The 19979-nt window shown below is 43.1% G+C and carries 22 protein-coding genes; all 22 read right to left on the bottom strand.

Annotation, left to right across the window (positions count from 1 at the left end; all coding sequences use genetic code 11):
* Nucleotides 1-261: 261 nt before the first annotated feature.
* The 22 genes from recO to hrcA all read right to left on the bottom strand — a co-directional run bounded on the left by recO (nucleotide 262) and on the right by hrcA (nucleotide 19866).
* On the bottom strand, nucleotides 262-1008 hold the full coding sequence (gene recO, locus GLV98_RS00420) for a DNA repair protein RecO (RefSeq protein WP_160910994.1): 747 nt from the start codon (nucleotides 1006-1008) through the stop codon (nucleotides 262-264).
* Nucleotides 1009-1026: 18 nt separating this feature from the next.
* Entirely contained in the window at nucleotides 1027-1203 is a 177-nt protein-coding gene (locus GLV98_RS00415) for a YqzL family protein (RefSeq protein ID WP_160912888.1), read from the bottom strand.
* Nucleotides 1204-1273: 70 nt separating this feature from the next.
* Nucleotides 1274-2179 (bottom strand): GTPase Era, encoded by a 906-nt coding sequence (gene era / locus GLV98_RS00410; protein ID WP_115822485.1) that lies wholly within the window; start codon nucleotides 2177-2179, stop codon nucleotides 1274-1276.
* A 78-nt stretch (nucleotides 2180-2257) separates the two neighbouring features.
* A complete protein-coding gene (locus GLV98_RS00405; protein WP_160910992.1) occupies nucleotides 2258-2629 on the bottom strand; it encodes a diacylglycerol kinase family protein in 372 nt (123 codons plus the stop codon).
* Nucleotides 2604-3074, bottom strand: a complete 471-nt coding sequence (gene ybeY, locus GLV98_RS00400) for an rRNA maturation RNase YbeY (RefSeq protein WP_167356112.1) — start codon at nucleotides 3072-3074, stop codon at nucleotides 2604-2606. The genes GLV98_RS00405 and ybeY overlap by 26 nt, the downstream gene beginning before the upstream one ends.
* A gap of 1 nt (nucleotide 3075) precedes the next feature.
* Nucleotides 3076-5193: an HD family phosphohydrolase gene (locus tag GLV98_RS00395; protein WP_237417006.1), complete on the bottom strand. Its 2118-nt coding sequence runs from the start codon at nucleotides 5191-5193 to the stop codon at nucleotides 3076-3078.
* A 64-nt stretch (nucleotides 5194-5257) separates the two neighbouring features.
* On the bottom strand, nucleotides 5258-6220 hold the full coding sequence (locus GLV98_RS00390) for a PhoH family protein (protein WP_160910990.1): 963 nt from the start codon (nucleotides 6218-6220) through the stop codon (nucleotides 5258-5260).
* 2 nt (nucleotides 6221-6222) lie between these two features.
* Nucleotides 6223-7404 (bottom strand): sporulation protein YqfD, encoded by a 1182-nt coding sequence (gene yqfD, locus GLV98_RS00385; protein WP_160910988.1) that lies wholly within the window; start codon nucleotides 7402-7404, stop codon nucleotides 6223-6225.
* A 4-nt stretch (nucleotides 7405-7408) separates the two neighbouring features.
* Nucleotides 7409-7702, bottom strand: coding sequence for a sporulation protein YqfC (gene yqfC, locus GLV98_RS00380; protein WP_160910986.1), 294 nt, complete (start codon nucleotides 7700-7702; stop codon nucleotides 7409-7411).
* A 71-nt stretch (nucleotides 7703-7773) separates the two neighbouring features.
* The gene (locus GLV98_RS00375; protein ID WP_160910984.1) at nucleotides 7774-8262 is read right to left on the bottom strand and encodes a hypothetical protein; all 489 of its coding nucleotides are present in this window, start codon (nucleotides 8260-8262) and stop codon (nucleotides 7774-7776) included.
* 28 nt (nucleotides 8263-8290) lie between these two features.
* Complete coding sequence (gene floA, locus GLV98_RS00370) at nucleotides 8291-9259, bottom strand: flotillin-like protein FloA (protein ID WP_167356116.1); 969 nt, start codon at nucleotides 9257-9259, stop codon at nucleotides 8291-8293.
* 14 nt (nucleotides 9260-9273) lie between these two features.
* Nucleotides 9274-10632 carry an NfeD family protein gene (locus GLV98_RS00365; RefSeq protein WP_160910982.1) on the bottom strand — a complete coding sequence of 453 codons (1359 nt, stop codon included), beginning with the start codon at nucleotides 10630-10632 and terminating at the stop codon, nucleotides 9274-9276.
* 159 nt (nucleotides 10633-10791) lie between these two features.
* Nucleotides 10792-11238, bottom strand: a complete 447-nt coding sequence (locus tag GLV98_RS00360) for a GatB/YqeY domain-containing protein (protein ID WP_146812806.1) — start codon at nucleotides 11236-11238, stop codon at nucleotides 10792-10794.
* A gap of 20 nt (nucleotides 11239-11258) precedes the next feature.
* Nucleotides 11259-11432 carry a 30S ribosomal protein S21 gene (rpsU, locus tag GLV98_RS00355; RefSeq protein ID WP_008638284.1) on the bottom strand — a complete coding sequence of 58 codons (174 nt, stop codon included), beginning with the start codon at nucleotides 11430-11432 and terminating at the stop codon, nucleotides 11259-11261.
* A gap of 94 nt (nucleotides 11433-11526) precedes the next feature.
* Nucleotides 11527-12096, bottom strand: a complete 570-nt coding sequence (locus tag GLV98_RS00350; RefSeq protein ID WP_160910980.1) for a flavin reductase family protein — start codon at nucleotides 12094-12096, stop codon at nucleotides 11527-11529.
* A gap of 364 nt (nucleotides 12097-12460) precedes the next feature.
* A complete protein-coding gene (deoC, locus tag GLV98_RS00345; RefSeq protein WP_160910978.1) occupies nucleotides 12461-13132 on the bottom strand; it encodes a deoxyribose-phosphate aldolase in 672 nt (223 codons plus the stop codon).
* 89 nt (nucleotides 13133-13221) lie between these two features.
* A complete protein-coding gene (locus GLV98_RS00340; RefSeq protein ID WP_160910976.1) occupies nucleotides 13222-13971 on the bottom strand; it encodes a 16S rRNA (uracil(1498)-N(3))-methyltransferase in 750 nt (249 codons plus the stop codon).
* A gap of 4 nt (nucleotides 13972-13975) precedes the next feature.
* Complete coding sequence (gene prmA / locus GLV98_RS00335; protein WP_160910974.1) at nucleotides 13976-14914, bottom strand: 50S ribosomal protein L11 methyltransferase; 939 nt, start codon at nucleotides 14912-14914, stop codon at nucleotides 13976-13978.
* A gap of 144 nt (nucleotides 14915-15058) precedes the next feature.
* The gene (gene dnaJ / locus GLV98_RS00330; protein ID WP_160910972.1) at nucleotides 15059-16189 is read right to left on the bottom strand and encodes a molecular chaperone DnaJ; all 1131 of its coding nucleotides are present in this window, start codon (nucleotides 16187-16189) and stop codon (nucleotides 15059-15061) included.
* A 143-nt stretch (nucleotides 16190-16332) separates the two neighbouring features.
* Nucleotides 16333-18162: a molecular chaperone DnaK gene (dnaK, locus tag GLV98_RS00325; RefSeq protein ID WP_160910969.1), complete on the bottom strand. Its 1830-nt coding sequence runs from the start codon at nucleotides 18160-18162 to the stop codon at nucleotides 16333-16335.
* Nucleotides 18163-18205: 43 nt separating this feature from the next.
* Nucleotides 18206-18736 carry a nucleotide exchange factor GrpE gene (gene grpE, locus GLV98_RS00320; protein ID WP_160910967.1) on the bottom strand — a complete coding sequence of 177 codons (531 nt, stop codon included), beginning with the start codon at nucleotides 18734-18736 and terminating at the stop codon, nucleotides 18206-18208.
* Between the two features lie 107 nt (nucleotides 18737-18843).
* Nucleotides 18844-19866 carry a heat-inducible transcriptional repressor HrcA gene (gene hrcA, locus GLV98_RS00315; RefSeq protein WP_160910965.1) on the bottom strand — a complete coding sequence of 341 codons (1023 nt, stop codon included), beginning with the start codon at nucleotides 19864-19866 and terminating at the stop codon, nucleotides 18844-18846.
* Nucleotides 19867-19979: the final 113 nt, after the last annotated feature.

Raw genomic sequence — 19979 nt, 5'->3', positions numbered from 1 at the left:
GCTCGAAAGAAAAAAGACCCCGTTCCTACGTCTGCATCCAGACATAGGGACGGGGTCTCCGCGGTTCCACCCTAATTGCTTCCCAAAAAAGGAAGCCACTTTCATCATCGCTCCAGAACGCCTTCACCAGCCGGTTTCCGCTTGTCTCTCACCGTCACAAGCTCGCTATTGGAAACAGAAAAACTGGTTACTACTCTCCTTCACAGCAACACGTTATTTAGTAATAGAATCATACTCTAATTCCAACAAAAATGTCAAACCTCAGTCTGAAAACAAATCCAGCTGTTTTAAAAATTTCTTTGATTTAATGAAGTATCCACCATATCGATCATAGTACTCATCCATGATTTGACGCAACAATTTTTTATTCTCTTCTTTCATCGTAATCTGACCAAGTCGCTTCACATCCATATGTAAGAAGACTCTCAGCAATTTTGGTAAAGGGTCCGGTAAACCATAGGCTTGGGGGTCACGCTGTTTACAACGAAAACATAATAGACCACCCTCTATCATAGAAAATGCAAAAGGTCCTTCCTGCCTGCCGCATTGGATGCAGTGATCAACCACAGGAGCGAACCCTGCTTTTTTGTACATTTTCAATTCATACATCAACGTGAGAATGTTTGGATCCTTGCCTTCATTCATCCATTGGAACGTTTGAAGCAACTGTTCATAAAGAAAAGGATCCGGCTGCTTTTCTTCAATGAGCTTGTCTGTCAATTCTGCGATGTAAGAGGCATAAGCCGTTTTTACAATATCCTCGCGAATCGACCTAAGGGAAGATAACATCTCCCCTTGACTCATTGATCCTAAGCCGGACCCTGTCTGAATTAAAAATGTGCCGTGGATGAATGGTTGGGTGATTGAGGACATCCGGCTCTTTGGTTTTTTAGCACCACGAGCCATTACACCGATTTTCCCTTTTTCTCGTGTCATCATCGTGACGATTTTATGTGTTTCACCGTAATTATTCGTCCGGATGACGACTCCTTCCACCTTGTCCATCAAATGGCTCACCTGCTCCGTTTACGAATGAAGATCATCCGTAGATATTGGTTCAGTAGGGGAAGCGAGCTGCTCTTGAGACTGCTGATCTTGAGACTCCAATTCTTTCATCAGTAAATATGTTTCCACACTACCTGTTTGACTGAAAACGTTCCATGAAAGCTTGTCGCGCACAAGAAACACCGCCTTTCTTATCATCGCTAAACGAGTGTACATTAGTAGAATGCTTCCCCTGACTGAAAACATAAGGCTTAATTTTTTCCAACCTTTAATATTCGTCTTCGCGATAGCCGAAATCACTGAGTTGGATTTGTTTGTTTCTCCAATCTTTTTGAACTTTGACCCAAAGTTCCAAATATACTTTGCTACCTAACAGGGACTCGATGTCTCTTCTCGCTCTCTTACCGATTTCTTTTAACATACTGCCTTGCTTACCGATAATGATGCCTTTTTGAGACTTTCGTTCCACAATGATGGCCGCTTGAATTTCTACCTTATCATGTTCATTTCGAGGCTCAATCCCCTCAATGACAACAGCAATGGAATGAGGAATTTCCTCACGAGTCAAATGTAACACTTTTTCCCTGATAAACTCGCTGATCACAAAACGTTCCGGATGGTCTGTAATTTGATCTTCTGGATAAAATTGTGGCCCTTCAGGTAAATGCTTTTTCAGAACGTCCAGTAAATGATTGACGTTGTTGCCTTCAAGTGCTGAGATTGGAATAATTTCTTCAAAATCAAGCTTCTCTTTGTACTGGTCAATTAAAGGCAATAAGTCATCCGGATGGACCCTGTCAATCTTATTAATGATTAAAAATACCGGTTGGTCGACTCGTTGCAGACGGTCCAAAATGAATTGGTCCCCTCTGCCGTATCCTTCTTCTGCATTGATCATAAAAAGGACGGCATCCACTTCGTTCAATGTATTTTCTGCGACGTTCACCATATAGTCACCAAGCTTGTGCTTTGGTTTATGGATTCCAGGAGTATCAATAAAAATGATTTGCGACTCTTTATCTGTCATGACTCCCTGGATTTTGTTTCTTGTTGTTTGGGGCTTATCACTCATGATGGCGATTTTTTCACCGATCACACGATTCATAAACGTCGATTTGCCCACGTTCGGACGACCGACGATCGTAACAAAACCCGATTTGAAATTCTCTGTCATAACTGTTCCTCCAATAAATGTTCACGCAGTCGTTCTGCTCCATTTTACTATATCATCTTCTTACGTTCATTCCCATTCTCATATCAGCTTAGGGAGGAAAATGATGATTCCTATGATGACTGATCCAATACTCGCTACAAGGACCGCCCCGGCCGTAATATCTTTAATGGAACCGATGACGGGGTGTTGTTCAGGGTGGTAAAAATCCAGCAGTCTTTCCATAGCTGTATTCACCATTTCCAGGCTGAGAACCATGCCTATGATGAGGAGGATAGTCATCCATTCCCATTTAGATAAACCGAGTACAAAGGCTGCTATGATGACTAATAAAGCAACCGAGAGATGAATCCGAAAATTCCGCTCCGACTGATACACTTCTTTTATCCCATTCCAAGCGAAGCGGAAACCGATCCTTGTCTTCTTTTTACGATCTTTGAAGTCCGAACTCATGTAAAATTTCCTCTTGTCTGCCGAACATCTTCTTTTCATCTTCTTCATTCATATGATCATAACCAAGCAAATGTAAGAACCCGTGCAACGCCAAGAAGCCAAATTCTCGTTCAAGAGAATGATTGTAGTCTTCGGCTTGTTCTTTCGCCTTATCAACAGAAATGATGATATCACCTAGCATGAGCGGCATATTCTCATCCAACACATTCATTTCGTCTTCCCCAAGTTCCTGCATGGCAAAAGAAATCACATCTGTCGGTTCATCTTTTTGACGGTAATTGCGGTTGATCTCCTGAATTTCCTTGTTATCCACGAAGCTGACAGAGACTTCCGCATCCCCTGTAACTCCTTCTTTTTCTCCTGCAAAACGGATGATACGCTGGATCATATCAACAAATGCTTCATCTACTGAATTGGTTTCATCTTGAAAATCAATGGTAATCATATTATTTTGCCTCCTTGACTAATGGTTTGGTTTCCGGGTATTCGATTCTTGAGTGAAAGATGCCATGTAACGTTTCACATATGGCTTTTTCCATCGTCTTCAACTCATTAAACGTCAGATTGCTGTCATCCAGCTGACCATCGAGCATGCGGTCTTCCACAATGGATTTCACGATAATCTTGATCTTTTCTTCTGTCGGGTGGCTTAATGACCTGACCGCCGCCTCTACAGAATCGCATATACAAACGATCGCAGCTTCCTTACTTTGAGGTTTTGGACCTGGATACCGATAATCTTCTTCTTTGGTATCTTCATTCCTTTCCTTTGCCTTAAAATAAAAATATTTCAAAAGCGTGGTCCCATGGTGTTGTTTAGCAATAGCAATGATCTCTTCTGGAAACTTATTTTTCTTAAGCATCCTTGCACCATCATATGGGTGATTGATGATCATTTCAGCGCTTTGTTCAGGTTCCAGAAAATCATGCGGATTTTTCATACCCAATTGATTCTCAATAAAATAACGGGGCTGGACGGTTTTCCCGAGGTCATGGTAATAGGATGCCACACGTGCCAGAAGACCATGAGCTCCAATTGATTCACACGCCGCTTCGCTTAAATTGGCTACCATGACACTGTGATGATACGTACCTGGTGCTTCCACAAGTATTTTACGTAAAAGCGGGTGGTTAGGACTCGCGAGTGTCAACAATTTCTGATCAGAAAGGACTCCGAAACCTGTCTCTATGAAAGGAAGAAAGCCAAGCGTCAAAACTGCCGAAAGAAAGGCGCCCATGATTCCATACCCACTATACAAAAAGACTTCCGACCATGAGTATTTTTCAAAAGAAATGAATAGGAAGAACAGGATCGCACATATATTGGTAAAAGCAACCCCTGCACTTGCCCGAACAATGGACAACCTATCTTTACTTTGTGTAAGGAAAAAGATGCCTGCCAGTTGGGATAGCAGCAAATACATTCCTGCGGTTGCATGAAGAGCGCCAGCTAACTGTCCGTTGAACAATAAGCAAGCCATTAAAGCATAGACTACCGCCAGTACAATCGCAAACCGTTCAGAACAGAGGATTTTAACAATCATGACACCTGTAACGGCTGGGACGAGATAGTACACAGGTTGTTCCATGGATCCGAATAAACTGAACACTTTCAAGAGCGTAATCATCAATACGGATACAAACGTGGATATGAAGATATGACGTCCATTCCAGTTGTCCTTTTTAACAGCCCTTCTGCATTCTACGTACAAAATAGCGCCTAATAATAAGGCGAACATGGCAAGCCCAATGGATGGAAGTATATTACGCTGTTGATCAAGCAGTCCGGTCAACAGAAGATCATCATAGATATCCCCTGTTATCGTAGATCCCTCTGATACAATCACTTCTCCTGCTCTAATCATGACCGGCTCGACAGTAGCAGCCGCTTTTTTAATGGCTCTATCTGTTTTTTCAGGATCGAACAAGGAATTTTCAACAAGGGCATACGTCCCTATATCCGAAATGACTGGTTTCAAAGGCGTTGGCGTTTCTGAATATTGAACTTCCAGATCAATTCTTCGTTCTAGTCCTTCAACTTCTGATCCTTGTACCCCTTCTTTAAAATAGTTATGTAAAAGGGTTTCAAGCATCCGCTGACTCTCATTCAACGACTGTTGATCCGACCTCAGCAAGGGAAGGAAAACTTCTGTAGGAAGATCTTCAGAAAGTTCATCAGACAAAAGTGATTCGATCATCGTTACTTGTTCGTCTTTCGTCAGATTCTCTCCCTGGCTTTTCGTTTCTTTTACCACATCATAAATTTCACTTACCATACTCAGACGTTCTTCCGCAATATCTTCAGAAATCGTATACTGATCTTCGACGGCCTGGGTAACTGCTCTCAGCTGCTGCTCTGTCTTTTCCTTGTTCTCTATGGTGATGGGGGAATGAATCGTTTCTGGTGCCGTGCTGTATTTCTCAAGCTCATAGGTTTGCGTGTAGACATTTGGGATGGCAAGCGCAAAAAAGAAAACAGCAACAACGAACGCGGGTAATGCAAGCAACAGCTTTGACTTTTGCATGTTAAGTTTTTGAAGCTGTTGAAAGAAACGCGCCTTCAAATCACCCCACCTCCTCCTAATTTATTCCAAGTAAAGACAATAAATAAGACCCAATGGCTGGGTCTTATTTACGTTCCTCTTCATATGCATCGATAATCCGCTGCACAAGTGGGTGCCTGACTACGTCGGATTGATCCAAATGAATGAAGGCAGACCCTTTCACTTTAGCTAACCGCTCCTCGGCGACTCGCAAACCGGACTTCACGCCTTTAGGAAGATCCACTTGCGTGATATCTCCCGTGATAATCATTTTTGAACCGAATCCTAAACGAGTCAGAAACATCTTCATTTGTTCAGGTGTCGTATTTTGAGCTTCATCCAAAATAGCGAATGCATCATCCAACGTCCGCCCTCTCATATAAGCAAGCGGAGCAATTTCAATTGTGCCTCTATCGATCAAGCGCGCCGTATGTTCTGCGCCAAATACATCGTGCAAAGAGTCATAAAGCGGTCTTAAGTAAGGATCGACTTTCTCTTTTAAATCCCCTGGAAGAAAACCTAAACTTTCTCCTGCTTCCACTGCCGGACGAGTCAGGATGATCCTCTTCACATCTCCATTTTTCAAAGCATTGACGGCCATTATCACAGCAAGGTAGGTCTTTCCTGTACCAGCAGGGCCGATACCGAATACAAGGTCATTCTTCTTGATCGTTGCGATATAATTTCTCTGACCAAGAGTTTTGACCCTGATTGATTTCCCTTTCGAGTTTTTCGTGATTTCATCTTCGAACAATGCTTCGAATTGATTAATTTTCCCTTTTTTAGCGAGCTCGACGGCATATACGACATCTCGTTCTGTAACAGTCAAGCCTTTACGAATGATCGCAAGAACACTGTTGAGTATTTCTTCAACAAGCTGAACATGTTCCGCTTGACCAGATACTCTGACTTGCTCTCCACGTGAAATGATCGTAACTTTCAGCTGTTCCTCAAGTTGCTTGAGGTTACGGTCTTCTGTACCAAAAAGGGCTAATGCTTCTGTTGTATTATCTAATTGAATGTCCATTGTTTTTAAATCTTCTGGCATACTCAATCTCCTTGACTTACATACTTGGTCACTGCAATATTTTCATAAACTTTGTACAATAGGATTAATTTTACTTTACCATTCTCCTCACTGAGGTGCAAAACTTTTTCATCCTTAATTTGCGCATCAGTATCAAGTTCCTGCTGAAGGTTGCTCCTTGCTGATGAAATCCCTATTTTCTCAATATTCTTCCGGGATGATTCATACGCTTTTCGGTCAATGGAATAGTAATCGATCGTCTTCATGTTCACTGGAATATGGAACCCAAAAATACTCCAGTCTGATGTATGTGATTCTTCCCTGAAGTCTCCCTCTTCTCCACGCCAGAACCCCCAAATAGGAATCGCAAACTTCCCGATTTTTAAGTGATATTCACTTTCGACAGAACCATCCGTTAAGGAAAGCACTTGTTTCATGGGAAGGTTTTGAGCGACGCGGTACCATGTTTCTGCAATCACATCTCCTTCAGAATGTATAAATAGATCCTCTTCTTCCACCAACTGACCTGTGGCAAGGATTTGACCTTTTTGTACAACATCGTAGACCGATACCATAGGACGACCCTTTTTTATAAATGTTTCAATAATCATCCCTTTTTTTGCTGCTACAAGGTTTGAAGGTCGAGTGTTCATTTCGGTATCGTATCTCGTTTTTTCCACCCCATACAAATGATAGCTCGTCCCTTGCTTTTTCACACCAATCCATAACAAGTCCGGGATATCTTCCAACAACTGTTGTTGTATTTCAATGGGATCCTTCATCCCTATCGTTAGTTTTCCAGGAGAGACGCCATAACTATTCAATTTACTTTCAACATTTGCTTCAAGTTCCGGTGAAAGGCCGTCCACCTTAATGGACCACAACGTATTCGCAAGAACAAATATGATAACAACCGCTGCGATGAAGGCGAGAAGAACCGATAGCCTCCCAATCATATGCTGAATAAGAAACGGCAGCCCTTTTCCATCTTTGATGGAAATTTTACACCGGTACTTCTTCCTCAATTGCCTCAAAATCTTCCAATCCTTTAATCGAATCGTTAAAATGACGAGAGAAGCATCCAATCTTTTCATATTTGTAATGTGACAGCCACGTTTTGTGCATGCTTGCAAAAAAGGTTCGATCAACGGTCCCTCTACTTGTACCGTCATGATTCCCTGAAAGAAATCATGCTGGTTCTTCATCGTCTCACCCCCCTTTGGATTCCGGCAAAAATTCTACGGACTTGAGTTCTCCTTCCAGTAATAACTCTTCCTTCAGCATCATTTTCACACCAAGGTCTTTTCCTAATATTCGAACCTGACCTTTTTTGTATTGAATTCTAACTTCTTCATCAGAAAAATGAAGGAGGCCTGTATGATTTTCTATGTACACATGAATGGACCCTATTGTCGTTATTCTAGGAAGATCCAACATGACATCAGATGGTAAATCAAAGTAACGACTGATCCAAGTCCGTATTTGCTGCTGCCATTTTGACATGTGACGCCCTCCCCTCTTTTCATTTATACGAAAAACGCACGAATTGTATCACTACAATTCGTGCGTTCTGCTTATCTTTTTCGTGGGTGGGAGCTGTGAGGCTTGCGAGCACGGGGTGGACCGAGCACTTCAGCCATTAAAATCCCTTCAGCTAACCGCTTTTTATCCCACTTTCTTGTTTTTTCTATGAGCGGACCATTTAGATTCAACTCAGAAGATATTTTCTGTTTTTTTCTGGACTCCGCCCGAAGAGAATACGTTTCCTCATCTTCTTCTTGAAGATCTTCAGAACGAGCCGTCTCGGCTTCAGCAAGCTTCTTCTGTTTGGTCTCGTAGTAATCCCTTAACCTTTCTCCCCCAGATTTATCCTTCGTTTCTGTTTCTTGAAAATCCCGGGAAGGACCACTAGGGTAGGCGGGAGGAACTGGAGATGTTTTCTTTTCAGGCCTTTGTTTATTCTCATTTTCTTTAGTCATCCCGCTAAACCAGCTGATAATCCCGCCAATTATAGCAGCAAGAATAAGGAAATTGCTGAAAATGAGTTCAATCAGATCTCCCATACAGATTCTCCTTTAAGTTAATCAAGGATTATTTTTCTTCTTCCTCTTCATCAGACATTTTACCAAGCGTGTTTCTCATATCCGTATCCGCATTGATGTTCTGATAATTCATGTAATCCATGACACCCATCTTACCGGAACGCAAAGCTTCGGCAAGGGCTTGAGGGACTTGAGCTTCTGCTTCGACCACTTTCGCCTGCATTTCTTGTACGCGGGCACGCATCTCTTGCTCTTGAGCAATCGCCATGGCACGACGTTCTTCCGCTTTCGCTTGAGCAATATTCTTATCAGCTTCTGCTTGATCTGTTTGCAAGATAGCACCAATGTTCTTCCCGATATCAATATCTGCAATATCAATAGAAAGAATTTCGAAGGCCGTTCCAGCATCTAATCCTTTCCCTAATACATTCTGTGAAATCCTATCCGGATTCTCTAGTACTTTGTTATGGTTTTCACTGGACCCGATCGTGGATACGATACCTTCGCCAACACGAGCAATGACTGTATCTTCACCCGCACCACCTACAAGGCGGTCGATATTGGCTCTTACAGTAATACGCGCCTTTGCTTTCACTTCAATTCCGTCCATCGCTACACCTGCAATGAATGGTGTTTCAATTACTTTTGGATTAACACTCATTTGAACAGCTTCCAGAACATCCCGGCCAGCGAGATCAATGGCTGCGCAACGTTCAAAGCTAAGTTCGATATTTGCTCTTTGTGCTGCAATCAGAGCATTTACTACACGGTCCACATTACCACCAGCAAGGTAATGACTCTCTAGTTGGTTTGTATTTACATTGACTCCAGCTTTATGAGCCTTGATCAACGGATTGATCACACGTGAAGGAATAACCCTTCTTAATCGCATCCCTACTAATGTGAAAATACTAATTTTTACACCTGCAGCTAGAGCACTGATCCATAGCATGACAGGAATAAATGTAAATAACACCGCTACTACGATAATAATGATACCAATGATGATAATTGGCATTAATTGTTCAAGTGTCACTTTGTTTCCTCCTCTTGTTCTGCTTTTTTAATCTCACGCACGACAATACGTGAGCCTTCTGTTTTTAAAATCTTCACTGCTTGATGAACAGGAATGAAACCACCTTCTGTCACGACATCTAAACGTTCACCATCAAAATCAGCTGTACCAGAAGGGCGGAGAGGTGTAATCGTCTCCCCTTCCATTCCGATTAAATCCAAACGGTTTTGGGAAGATACATATCCTTGTTCAGATGAAGTGGAATCATTCAAAATGATATGACGAAAGAACCCTCTTTCCAAACCAACAAATTTAAATAGCACAACAGATACAACGATTGTCACTAATAAAGCAATTCCTATACTCATGGCCATATGTCCCATATCTGCTGATGAAAGCATCAATGAGGATACAATCGCGACAACACCCGCTATTCCTGCAATCCCCCCTGGTAAAAAGAATTCAGCTATCACTAACCCAATCCCGAGGACCAATAGAATAATCGCTTCATACCCGGCCAGGCCAGCAACAATGTGGCCATAAAAAAACAGGACAAGCGAGAGCGCTCCCATTGTTCCTGGTATGCCAAAGCCAGGCGAATACAATTCAACCACGAGTCCAATACTTGCGACGGATAATAAGATCGGAATAACAACAGGATCTGTCAGGAATCTGGCAATATTCTCAGAAAGGGTAGGGTTCTCCTCTATGACGGTTGCATCAGACAAGCCAAGGACACTGAGAAGCTCATTACGATCGTCTACAATTCCTTCCGCATAGCCTACCTCTTCCGCATCCGTTGCTCCCAATGTCAAAAATTCTCCCTCAGGAGCTCCATAATCTTTCAAATCAACGGATGAATCGGCCATAGCACGCGCATATAAAGGGTCACGTCCTGTAGATTCAGCAGCGGCTACCATTGCTGAAATCCAGGCCGATTGTGCCTTCTTATCAGCAGCCGTTCCATCAGAATTGATGACTCCGGATGCGCCCATAGTCGCTGCCTGCTTCATGTAGATTTCATCCGCGTTTAAAGCAATGTAGGAACCAGCCGAATAAGCCCTGTTCGTTACAAATGCACTGTTCGGAATATCTAAATCTCGAAAGATTTCTCCGATATCACCCGCTGCATCCACTCGACCTCCTGGCGTGTCGATTTCAAATATGATATGGTCCGCCCCATTTTCACGGGCTTCTTCTGTCGTTCGGTTAAGAAATGCAGCCATCCCCCGCTCCACTGTATCTTTTACGGGAATGACATAAACTGTCTGACCTTCCCCGTCCGCTTGTACCGATGATTGGAGATGGAAGAATGATAAAACGCTTCCTAAAATAAGGAGTATCCCCCAAACACCTAGACGTAAAGACCGCTTCATTCATTTCACCTCCTTTACAGGTAGCTTTCCCACCATATAATACGTTTACGAATCAAAACCATGGTTGGTTTCAAAAAAGTTCAGTTCTTTCATAAACGCACCGAAGAGATGTTTAGCGTATGTAAAAAGGCCTCCCTTAACAAAGAGAGGCCTTTATATTTACGATAGTTGCTGAAGAACGAGCTTATTGACCTTGGTTCCGTCGGCCTTGCCCTTCACTTTAGGCATGACGGCACTCATGACTTTACCCATGTCACTCTTAGAAGTAGCGCCTACTTCCTGAATCGTTTCATCAACGACTTGCTTGAGTTCTTCATCTGTCAGCTGTTTCGGCATATATACTTGTAAAATCTCAATTTCACGTTCGAGTCCTTCTACAAGATCTTCACGTCCAGCTTCTTTGAATTCATGGAGGGAATCATTTCTCTGCTTTACCTCACGAGATAAAACAGTCAATTCTTCTTCTTCAGATAATGAGTCTTTCCCCAGTTTAATGGCTTCATTTTGCATAGAAGCTTTCACCATGCGAATCGTCGATAGTCTTTCCTTATCGCGGGCTTTCATGGCTGTTTTCATATCCTGGGTGAGACGGTCTGTAATTGTCATCTCTTCAACACCCTCTTTAATTACTTACGCTTTCTAGCCGCCTCAGACTTTTTCTTACGGCGTACGCTAGGCTTATCGTAATATTCACGCTTACGATATTCCGCTAATGTACCACTTTTTGATACATCACGCTTAAAGCGACGAAGAGCATCTTCAAGAGACTCGTTTTTACGAACGCGAGTTGTTTTTGACATGCTAATTTCCCTCCCTCCGAAGCAAACAAAACTGTTTCTCTTGTATGGGAACCCCCCATACCTTTGACAATTATATTATATGCATGTCATATGGTCAACTTTTTTTGAAAGATAAAGGGTCATTAACTTCCTTGACCTCTACCCCTTCATTCAGCCTCATGTAACTTGAACGCCCAAGGTAGAGCGGAATATTCAAATCTTCAAAGTTCGGTAACCCATTTTCAAGAAATTTTTCTTCCTTGTAGTGACAGCCCACGATGTCACCAATCACCCAGTCATGATCGCCGGTAGGAACGATCTGATGGACCTGGCACTCATAAGCGAGATAAGCATGTGCAAGCAAAGGAAATCCATTCCGCTCCATTTCCCATGGTTGATCGTACATTTGATTTTTATCAACATCCGCACCTGAAGCAGTGCCGCTGTATTGGATAAATCCAGCTTCATCAAAAGGTAGGAAATTGATTGTGAATTTCTTTGATTGTTTTACTAAATCATATGTATGCCGCTCTCTCCCTATGGCTACGCCGTACATAGGCGGCGACATGGATAAGTAGGCGTGCCAGCCGGCAGCCATAAAGTTGACCTTTCCTTCGTGGAACACTCCCACCACAGCTACCATACCAGGATAACTATGCATCTTAACATGATCTTTCCTTTTCATCTCATCCCTCCTCTTCTATACAATCTTTCAAAAAATCTTTAAAGTCAAATTTAGCTACCCTCTCTTCCGATATAGCTCCCGATTGCGGAAGACTCAGTTTCAAGATAACCGGGGTTCGTTGCCATGTTAAGCAGCAGGGTTGGCTGGGAAGCTACTCGCTATCCTGCGTGAAGAAAGTGCTTGGTGAGACCCCGGAAGGCGTCAGCCTAAGGAGACTCACCGCGCTCCCGCGGAAAGCGAGTTATTCCCTGTAGCCCCATCCACTCAAAGAACACCTCAAAACTATGCCTCAAGAATCCTGCTATATTCTTTAATAGTTATAAAAAGAAGCCATCCCCTTTTGGAGATGGCTTCTTTCGCTTTATTAATAATCAGAAGTTCCTTGTTCGCCGTTTACGATGGCAATTCCTGAGCTTGCGCCGATGCGAGTGGCACCAGCTTCAATCATTGCTTTTGCACCTTCGTAGTCACGGACTCCGCCAGATGCTTTCACGCCCATGTCTGGGCCGACTGTTTTGCGCATTAGGCTGATATCCTCAACCGTTGCGCCTCCACCAGAGAAACCAGTTGAAGTTTTTACAAAGTCTGCTCCTGCAGCTTTTGCAAGCTCAGATGCAGCTACTTTCTCATCTTCCGTAAGAAGGGAAGTCTCAATGATTACTTTAACCAAAGCTTTTCCTTCCGCTTCGCGAACGACTGCTTCGATATCTTGTTGCACAAGTTCTTTGTTTCCTGATTTCAACTCACCAATGTTGATGACCATATCAACTTCAGTTGCACCTTTTTCGATGGCTTGCTTTGTTTCAAAAGCTTTTGTTTCTTTCGTTGTCGCCCCTAATGGGAAGCCGATGACTGTACATACCTTCACATCTGTACCTTCTAGTAACTCGGCGCAGTAAGATACCCAGTGAGGGTTGACACAAACAGAAGCAAAATTTTGTTCTTTTGCTTCCTTACAAATTTGCGTGATCTTATCTTTCGGTGTATCGGGTTTAAGCTGTGTATGATCAATCATTTTTGCTAGGTTTTGTTCCATTTGCAGATCGTCCTTTCAAATTTAAGTTGTTCGTACATCTCTTCTATCTTAGCATGAAAGCGATTAAAATGCGAGCTTGCCTACGCACTTCATACTTCTTCCAATTTATAAGATAGACTGGAAAGAAAATAAAGAGGGGCTGTTTCCATTCGTAAAATCCGCGGGCCTAACCGAATCGATGTGAACCCTTCTTGTAATAGTTTTTCCACTTCACTTTCAGAAAATCCACCTTCAGGTCCGAACACCACTAAAACAGATTCCTCATGCTTGAATGATTCGAATACCTCACTCAACGAACGGGACTTTTCTTGCCTTGCCTTCTCTGCATACCCAAATAAACAATGATCATAGTGCTCTTTCAATTCCAAGAGCTGATGAAGAGTATGGACAGGTTGAACCTCAGGTACGATGGTTCGTTCGGACTGTTCACTCGCTTCTTTGGATATTTTCTGCAATCTTTCGATCTTCTTGGACGCTTTTTTATTATCCCATTTGGCAATGGATCGATCGGCTTGATATGGAATGAAAGCAGACGCTCCAAGTTCTGTCCCTTTTTGGACGATTTGCTCCAGTTTATCCCCTTTTCCAAGACTAGCTACGATCGTCACATGGACAGGAAGTTCCCGTTCTTCCTCCATCCAGCTGACAACAATACAATGAACAACGTCCTGAGCCACTTTAGTGATTTCGCATAAGGCGGGACCTTTTTCTGGATGGATTGCTACTAGGTTGTCCCCTTCCCTCATCCGCATCACTCTTACCATATGATGGGTATCTTCCCCGCTCACATAAAGGGTGTCATCGTTCCAACATTTTTGATCCACAAAATATCGTTGCATGGAATCACTCCGGTTTTTTAGCGATAATGCTGACCCAGTCTTCCATCATGTTCGTCTCTACAATTTCAAACCCTGATTGAATCAATTGCTCTCGGACCATTTCCTTACGTCCAGAAATAATTCCACAAGTAATGAAATATCCTCCAGGCTTGACGACACGATAGGCATCATCTGTAAACTTGACGATAATCTCTGCGAGAATGTTGGAGACAATTAAGTCCGCTTCCCAGTCTACCCCCTCCAGAAGATCATTAAGTTTAGATGTGACTTTATCTTCTACACCATTTAAAGCAGCGTTATTTCTTGTACTTGAAACAGCTACATCATCTAAATCATAAGCATACGCATGTTCGGCACCTAAAAGGACCGAAGCTACACTTAGAATTCCGGATCCAGCGCCGACATCGATTACCTTATCTCCTTTTTCTAAGTACTGCTCCAAGGCTTGTATGCTAAGAACTGTAGTCGGATGCGTACCTGTTCCAAAAGCCATGCCAGGATCCATTTCAATAATGATTTCATCACTGGATACCGGTGTGTAGTCTTCCCATGTCGGGATGATTGTAATTTTTTCTGAAATTTTGACTGGTTTATAATATTTTTTCCACGCGGTTGCCCAGTCTTCTTCATGAATTTCACTGATCGTCACATGATTATGCCCGATATCAATGCCGAATTCTGTCAAGTTGGATACGGTTTGTTTAATTCCATCAACGGTTTCACCAAGAAAACTGTTCATAGGCAGGTAGGCTTTTACATACACGCCTTCTGCCGGATAATCGTCTGGATTCAATTCATAGATTTCTCCAAGTTTCGTTTTCTTTCTTTTCATATCTGACGGGTCTTCGATGACGACGCCACTTGCTCCTGACTCATGGAGAATGTTTGATACCGGTTCAACTGCTTCTGTTGTCGTATGGACACATACTTCAGACCATTTCATTGATGATCCACCCTCTTCATAATTTTTTCTAAGTACCTATAACTTGTCAACTAGACGCTCAAGATAAAAAGTGCCTGCACGAGAGAACGGGAAATTCCATGAACTACCCATCAACCAATCGTACAGACACCTTCCTGTTAACCTTTAGCTGTCTCCCTTAAACGCACGTTTCATACGTTCGAAGAAGTTTCCGTGCTGCTCATCTGTTGCTTCATTGCCACTAATATCATTAAATTCACGAAGCAATTCTTTCTGTCGCTCCGTCAAATTCTTAGGCGTGATGACTTTCATCTTCACATGCTGGTCTCCTTGTCCACGGCCGTGGACATTCGGTGCACCTTTTTCTTTCAAACGGAATGTTTTTCCTGTTTGTGTTCCCGCAGGCACTTTCAACTTCACATTCCCGTGTACGGTAGGAACTTCAATTTCATCACCAAGTGCTGCCTGTGCAAAGGTAAGAGGAATTTCACAGAAAATGTGATCGCCCTCGCGTTGGAAGAATTCATGAGGCTGAACGCGGATAACTACAAATAAGTCTCCAGCTGGACCTCCATTGACCCCTTCTTCACCTTTTCCTTGCACACGAATTTGTTGACCGTCATCGATACCTGCTGGGATGTCCAGATGAATTTTCTTGCGCTTTGTCACACGGCCATCGCCGCCACAGGTGTTACATTTGTCTTTAATGAATTTCCCTGTGCCCTGGCAGTGGTGACAAACACGACGGTTGACCACGCGGCCGAACGGTGTGTTCTGTTCTTGATTGACCTGTCCTGAACCTTGACAGTGGGAACAAGTTTCAGGTGTTGTGCCTGGCTTAGCACCGGAACCATCACACGTGTCACAGTCTTCCTCCATTGGAATTTCGATATCGGTAGACTTACCGAAAATAGACTCTTCGAAGTGGAGGGTCATCGTATATTGCAAGTCTGCACCTTTACGTGGTGCGTTCGGGTCACGGCGTCGTCCACCGCCACCAAAGAACATGTCGAAAATATCGCCGAAGCCGCCGAAGTCTTCGGCGCCTCCACCGAAACCGCCAAAGCCGCCCTGGTTCGGACCAGCATGACCGAATTGATCATATTGGGCACGTTTCTGCTGATCGCTTAATGTTTCATAAGCTTCTTTCGCTTCCTTGAACTTTTCAGAAGCATTTTCTTCCTCACTGACGTCAGGGTGATACTTACGCGCCAGTTTACGGTAGGCTTTCTTTATTTCGTCTTTTGAAGCATCCTTGGACACGCCAAGGACTTCATAATAATCACGTTTACTCACTTGTCGATCACTCTCCCGGACGCTATTACATAAGGTTTATATTAACACTGAAATTCTAGGCAGGCAAACGTCACCGATTTGCCTGTTCATGAAAAAAGTCAAAGTCAAGAAGAACCTGACTTTGACTTTTTTTCTACCTATTCTTACTTCTTATTCTCGTCTTCGTTGACTTCTTCATAATCCGCATCAACGACATCATCGTCAGAGCCGCCTTCTTGACCTTGAGCAGCTTCAGCCTGTGCTTGTGCCTGCTCATAAAGCTTCACAGAAAGAGCTTGCACTTGTTCTTGAAGTGCTTCTTTCTTCTCTTTAATCGCTTCTAGATCTTCGCCTTCAAGGGCCGTCTGAAGTTCTTCTTTCGCAGATTCAGCTTTTTGTTTTTCTTCTTCACTTACTTGTTCGCCAAGATCTTTGATCGTCTTATCTGTTGTGAAGATCAGCTGGTCCGCTTCGTTACGAAGTTCAATCGCTTCGCGTTTCTTCTTGTCTTCTTCAGCGTTTTCTTCCGCCTGACGAACCATTTCTTCGACTTCCTCATCAGAAAGACCGGAAGAAGACTTAATTGTGATGGATTGTTCTTTGTTTGTACCCATGTCTTTCGCACGTACGTTAACGATTCCGTTAGCATCAATGTCGAAGCTTACTTCGATTTGAGGCACACCGCGTGGTGCTGGTGGAATATCTGTCAACTGGAAACGACCAAGTGTCTTGTTATCTTGAGCCATCTCACGCTCACCCTGCAAGACGTGTATATCAACAGCCGTCTGATTGTCAGCAGCCGTTGAGAACACTTGAGAGTGGCTTGTCGGGATTGTCGTGTTACGTTCGATCAATTTCGTCGTAACGCCACCCATTGTTTCGATTCCAAGGGAAAGTGGAGTAACGTCAAGAAGTACAACGTCCTTCACATCTCCTTGAAGTACGCCACCTTGGATGGATGCACCAAGTGCTACAACTTCATCAGGGTTTACACCTTTAGAAGGTTCTTTTCCGATTTCTTTCTTAATGGCTTCTTGTACAGCTGGGATACGAGTAGATCCACCTACAAGAATAACTTTGTGGATGTCGCTTGCACTCATGTCTGCATCTTTAAGTGCTTGACGAGTTGGTTTCATAGAACGCTCAACAAGGTCAGATGCAAGCTCTTCGAATTTCGCACGAGTCAAGTTCATTTCAAGGTGAAGCGGCCCCGCTTCTCCTGCAGTAATGAATGGAAGAGAAATTTGTGTCTGAGCAACGCCGGAAAGGTCTTTCTTCGCTTTCTCAGCCGCGTCTTTCAGGCGCTGTTTTGCCATTTTATCCTGGGACAAATCAATGCCGTTTTCTTTTTTGAATTCAGCTACCATGTGATCAATAATGACTTGGTCGAAATCATCTCCACCTAGACGGTTGTCACCGGCTGTAGAAATAACTTCAAATGTTCCATCTCCAATTTCAAGAATGGATACGTCAAATGTACCGCCACCAAGGTCATAAACAAGAATCGTTTGATCTTGGTCTTCTTTATCAATGCCGTATGCAAGGGCAGCTGCTGTCGGTTCATTGATGATACGCTCGACTTCAAGACCAGCAATTTTACCAGCGTCTTTTGTAGCTTGACGCTCAGCGTCGTTAAAGTAAGCTGGAACTGTGACGATCGCTTTATCTACTGTTTCTCCAAGATAATCTTCTGCATAGCTCTTGATATACTGAAGAATGATGGCAGAAACTTCTTGAGGCGTGTATTCTTTACCTTCTACTTCTACTTTGTAGTCTGTTCCCATATGACGTTTGATGGAAAGAATCGTGTTCGGGTTTGTGATCGCCTGACGTTTAGCGACCTCCCCTACTTGACGTTCACCATTCTTAAATGCAACAGCCGATGGAGTGGTGCGGTTTCCTTCAGGGTTCGGAATTACTTTCGCTTCTCCACCCTCCATTACTGCTACACAAGAGTTTGTTGTACCTAAGTCAATACCAATGATTTTACCCATGGTTAAATGTCCTCCTTTACGTACTCGTTCATAAGATAATTTTTTACTGGTTCACTTTTACCATTGACGGGCGGATGACCCGATCTTTCAGACGGTATCCTTTTTGCAACTCTTCTACGACAATATTACTTTCATAATTTTCGTCTTCGACTTGCATGATTGCCTGATGCATATGAGGATCGAATTCTTCCCCTTTAGCAGGAATTTCTTCGACACCCTCTTTTTCCAGAGCTGCTTTAAATTGGTCATAAACCATTTTCATTCCATTTGCGAAGTTTTTGGCGGCATCGCCATCCACTTCTACTTGGAGAGCTCTTTCAAAGTTATCCAGAGCAGGTATCAATTCCTCTACAAGGCTCTGGGATCTATATTTCCTGTCCGCCTCTTTCTCTTTTTGAGTACGACGGCGGAAATTATCGTAATCCGCTTGCAAACGAAGCAGTCGATTATTGATCTCTTCTTTTTCCTGACGAAGCTGTTCCACCTCATCTGTCTCTTCCACTACCGTTTGTTCAGATTCCTCATTTTGAGTTTCATCTTTTTCATCAATGATCTCTTGTTTGTTCTCTTCCACGACTTCCACCTCCTACTTTCCATTACACCGTTACTGACTATAACATGAATCCTTATCCTGAAAAAGCATGAGACGATGGAGCAGTAGCCCCGTTTCTTTTTCCCGCGCTAATACCAGCCACGCAATGTATCAGTCATATGCTTGGATAAGACGTTCATCAATGAAAACATCCGGTTATACTCCATGCGAGTCGGACCCAAGAGGGCAATCGTACCCACTTGATCATTGCCGAGCTGATAACTTGCTGTAATCAGACTGCAGTTTTGCATAGCATCAAAAGGGTTTTCTTGTCCTATTCGGACTTGAATCCCTTCCTTACCGGTCCGCAGTAAGTCAGCCATCTCACTTTCTCGCTCGATGGTGGCATATAAAGACCTGACTTTATCAAGGTCCCTGAATTCAGGTTGCATGAGAATGTTTGTCTTTCCGCCAATGTACAGTTTCGTCGGATGCTCATCCACAAGAGCTGCACGCAAATACTGGAAAGCCTCTTCGTGATGATCCGTATGTGTTTTTAATAGATCATTGATCTCAGAATAGAGTTTTTCATGCAATTTTACTAACGGGACTCCTTGGAGCCGGCTGTTTAAAATGTTCACCATCTTTTCCAGATCTACACCCTTGATCTCAACAGGAACATTGAAAGCGCGATGCTCCACATGACCGGTATCCGTAACTAAAATGGCAATCGCAGACTGATCCGATAATGGGACGATCTGCAACTGTTTTAATTTTGTTTCGAACACTTCCGGTCCGAGAACAATGGATGTGTAATTCGTCAAATCGGATAGAATCCCTGCTGACTTTTGAACCACACGTTCAAATTCCATCATTTTATCATCAAACGCTTCCCGAATGGTCACAATTTCTTGGCTGGAAAGGCGCAATGGAGAAAGAAGATGGTCGACATAGAAGCGATACCCTTTTTCAGAGGGGACTCTTCCGGAAGATGAATGAGTTTTTTCGATAAAACCCAGTTCCTCTAAATCAGCCATTTCATTCCTTATCGTTGCTGAACTGAATGTTACAGCATCTTTTTTGGCTATTGACCGTGAACCTACAGGTTGTGCGGTCAGAATGAAATCATCAATAATGACTTGCAAAATGAGCAATTGTCTATCTGTTAACATCGATGATCACCCCTGTTAGCACTCGTTTACAGTGAGTGCTAAATCTAATAATAAATTATCAAAAGGGTTGGGGGATGTCAACGGATAAAGCTCTTTTTTTTAGTCGTTCCTCC

Origin of the sequence: Halobacillus litoralis (genome assembly GCF_009856415.1) — a bacterium.
Classification (GTDB): Bacteria; Bacillota; Bacilli; order Bacillales; family Halobacillaceae; genus Halobacillus; species Halobacillus litoralis_C.
This window is presented reverse-complemented; position numbering and strand designations above follow the sequence as displayed.

Coding starts and splice junctions, on each gene's coding strand:
- GLV98_RS00340 (WP_160910976.1), bottom strand. CDS start 13,971: ATGCAACGATATTTTGTGGATCAAAAATGTTGGAACGATGACACCCTT.
- GLV98_RS00375 (WP_160910984.1), bottom strand. CDS start 8,262: ATGGGAGATCTGATTGAACTCATTTTCAGCAATTTCCTTATTCTTGCT.
- yqfD (WP_160910988.1), bottom strand. CDS start 7,404: ATGAAGAACCAGCATGATTTCTTTCAGGGAATCATGACGGTACAAGTA.
- GLV98_RS00350 (WP_160910980.1), bottom strand. CDS start 12,096: ATGAAAAGGAAAGATCATGTTAAGATGCATAGTTATCCTGGTATGGTA.
- deoC (WP_160910978.1), bottom strand. CDS start 13,132: ATGGAACAAAACCTAGCAAAAATGATTGATCATACACAGCTTAAACCC.
- dnaK (WP_160910969.1), bottom strand. CDS start 18,162: ATGGGTAAAATCATTGGTATTGACTTAGGTACAACAAACTCTTGTGTA.
- hrcA (WP_160910965.1), bottom strand. CDS start 19,866: ATGTTAACAGATAGACAATTGCTCATTTTGCAAGTCATTATTGATGAT.
- yqfC (WP_160910986.1), bottom strand. CDS start 7,702: ATGTCAAAATGGCAGCAGCAAATACGGACTTGGATCAGTCGTTACTTT.
- GLV98_RS00365 (WP_160910982.1), bottom strand. CDS start 10,632: ATGAAGCGGTCTTTACGTCTAGGTGTTTGGGGGATACTCCTTATTTTA.
- rpsU (WP_008638284.1), bottom strand. CDS start 11,432: ATGTCAAAAACAACTCGCGTTCGTAAAAACGAGTCTCTTGAAGATGCT.
- GLV98_RS00360 (WP_146812806.1), bottom strand. CDS start 11,238: ATGACAATTACAGACCGTCTCACCCAGGATATGAAAACAGCCATGAAA.
- era (WP_115822485.1), bottom strand. CDS start 2,179: ATGACAGAGAATTTCAAATCGGGTTTTGTTACGATCGTCGGTCGTCCG.
- GLV98_RS00415 (WP_160912888.1), bottom strand. CDS start 1,203: ATGATAAGAAAGGCGGTGTTTCTTGTGCGCGACAAGCTTTCATGGAAC.
- GLV98_RS00390 (WP_160910990.1), bottom strand. CDS start 6,220: ATGCCAGAAGATTTAAAAACAATGGACATTCAATTAGATAATACAACA.
- GLV98_RS00405 (WP_160910992.1), bottom strand. CDS start 2,629: ATGAGTTCGGACTTCAAAGATCGTAAAAAGAAGACAAGGATCGGTTTC.
- ybeY (WP_167356112.1), bottom strand. CDS start 3,074: ATGATTACCATTGATTTTCAAGATGAAACCAATTCAGTAGATGAAGCA.
- floA (WP_167356116.1), bottom strand. CDS start 9,259: ATGCCAATTATCATCATTGGTATCATTATTATCGTAGTAGCGGTGTTA.
- prmA (WP_160910974.1), bottom strand. CDS start 14,914: ATGAAATGGTCTGAAGTATGTGTCCATACGACAACAGAAGCAGTTGAA.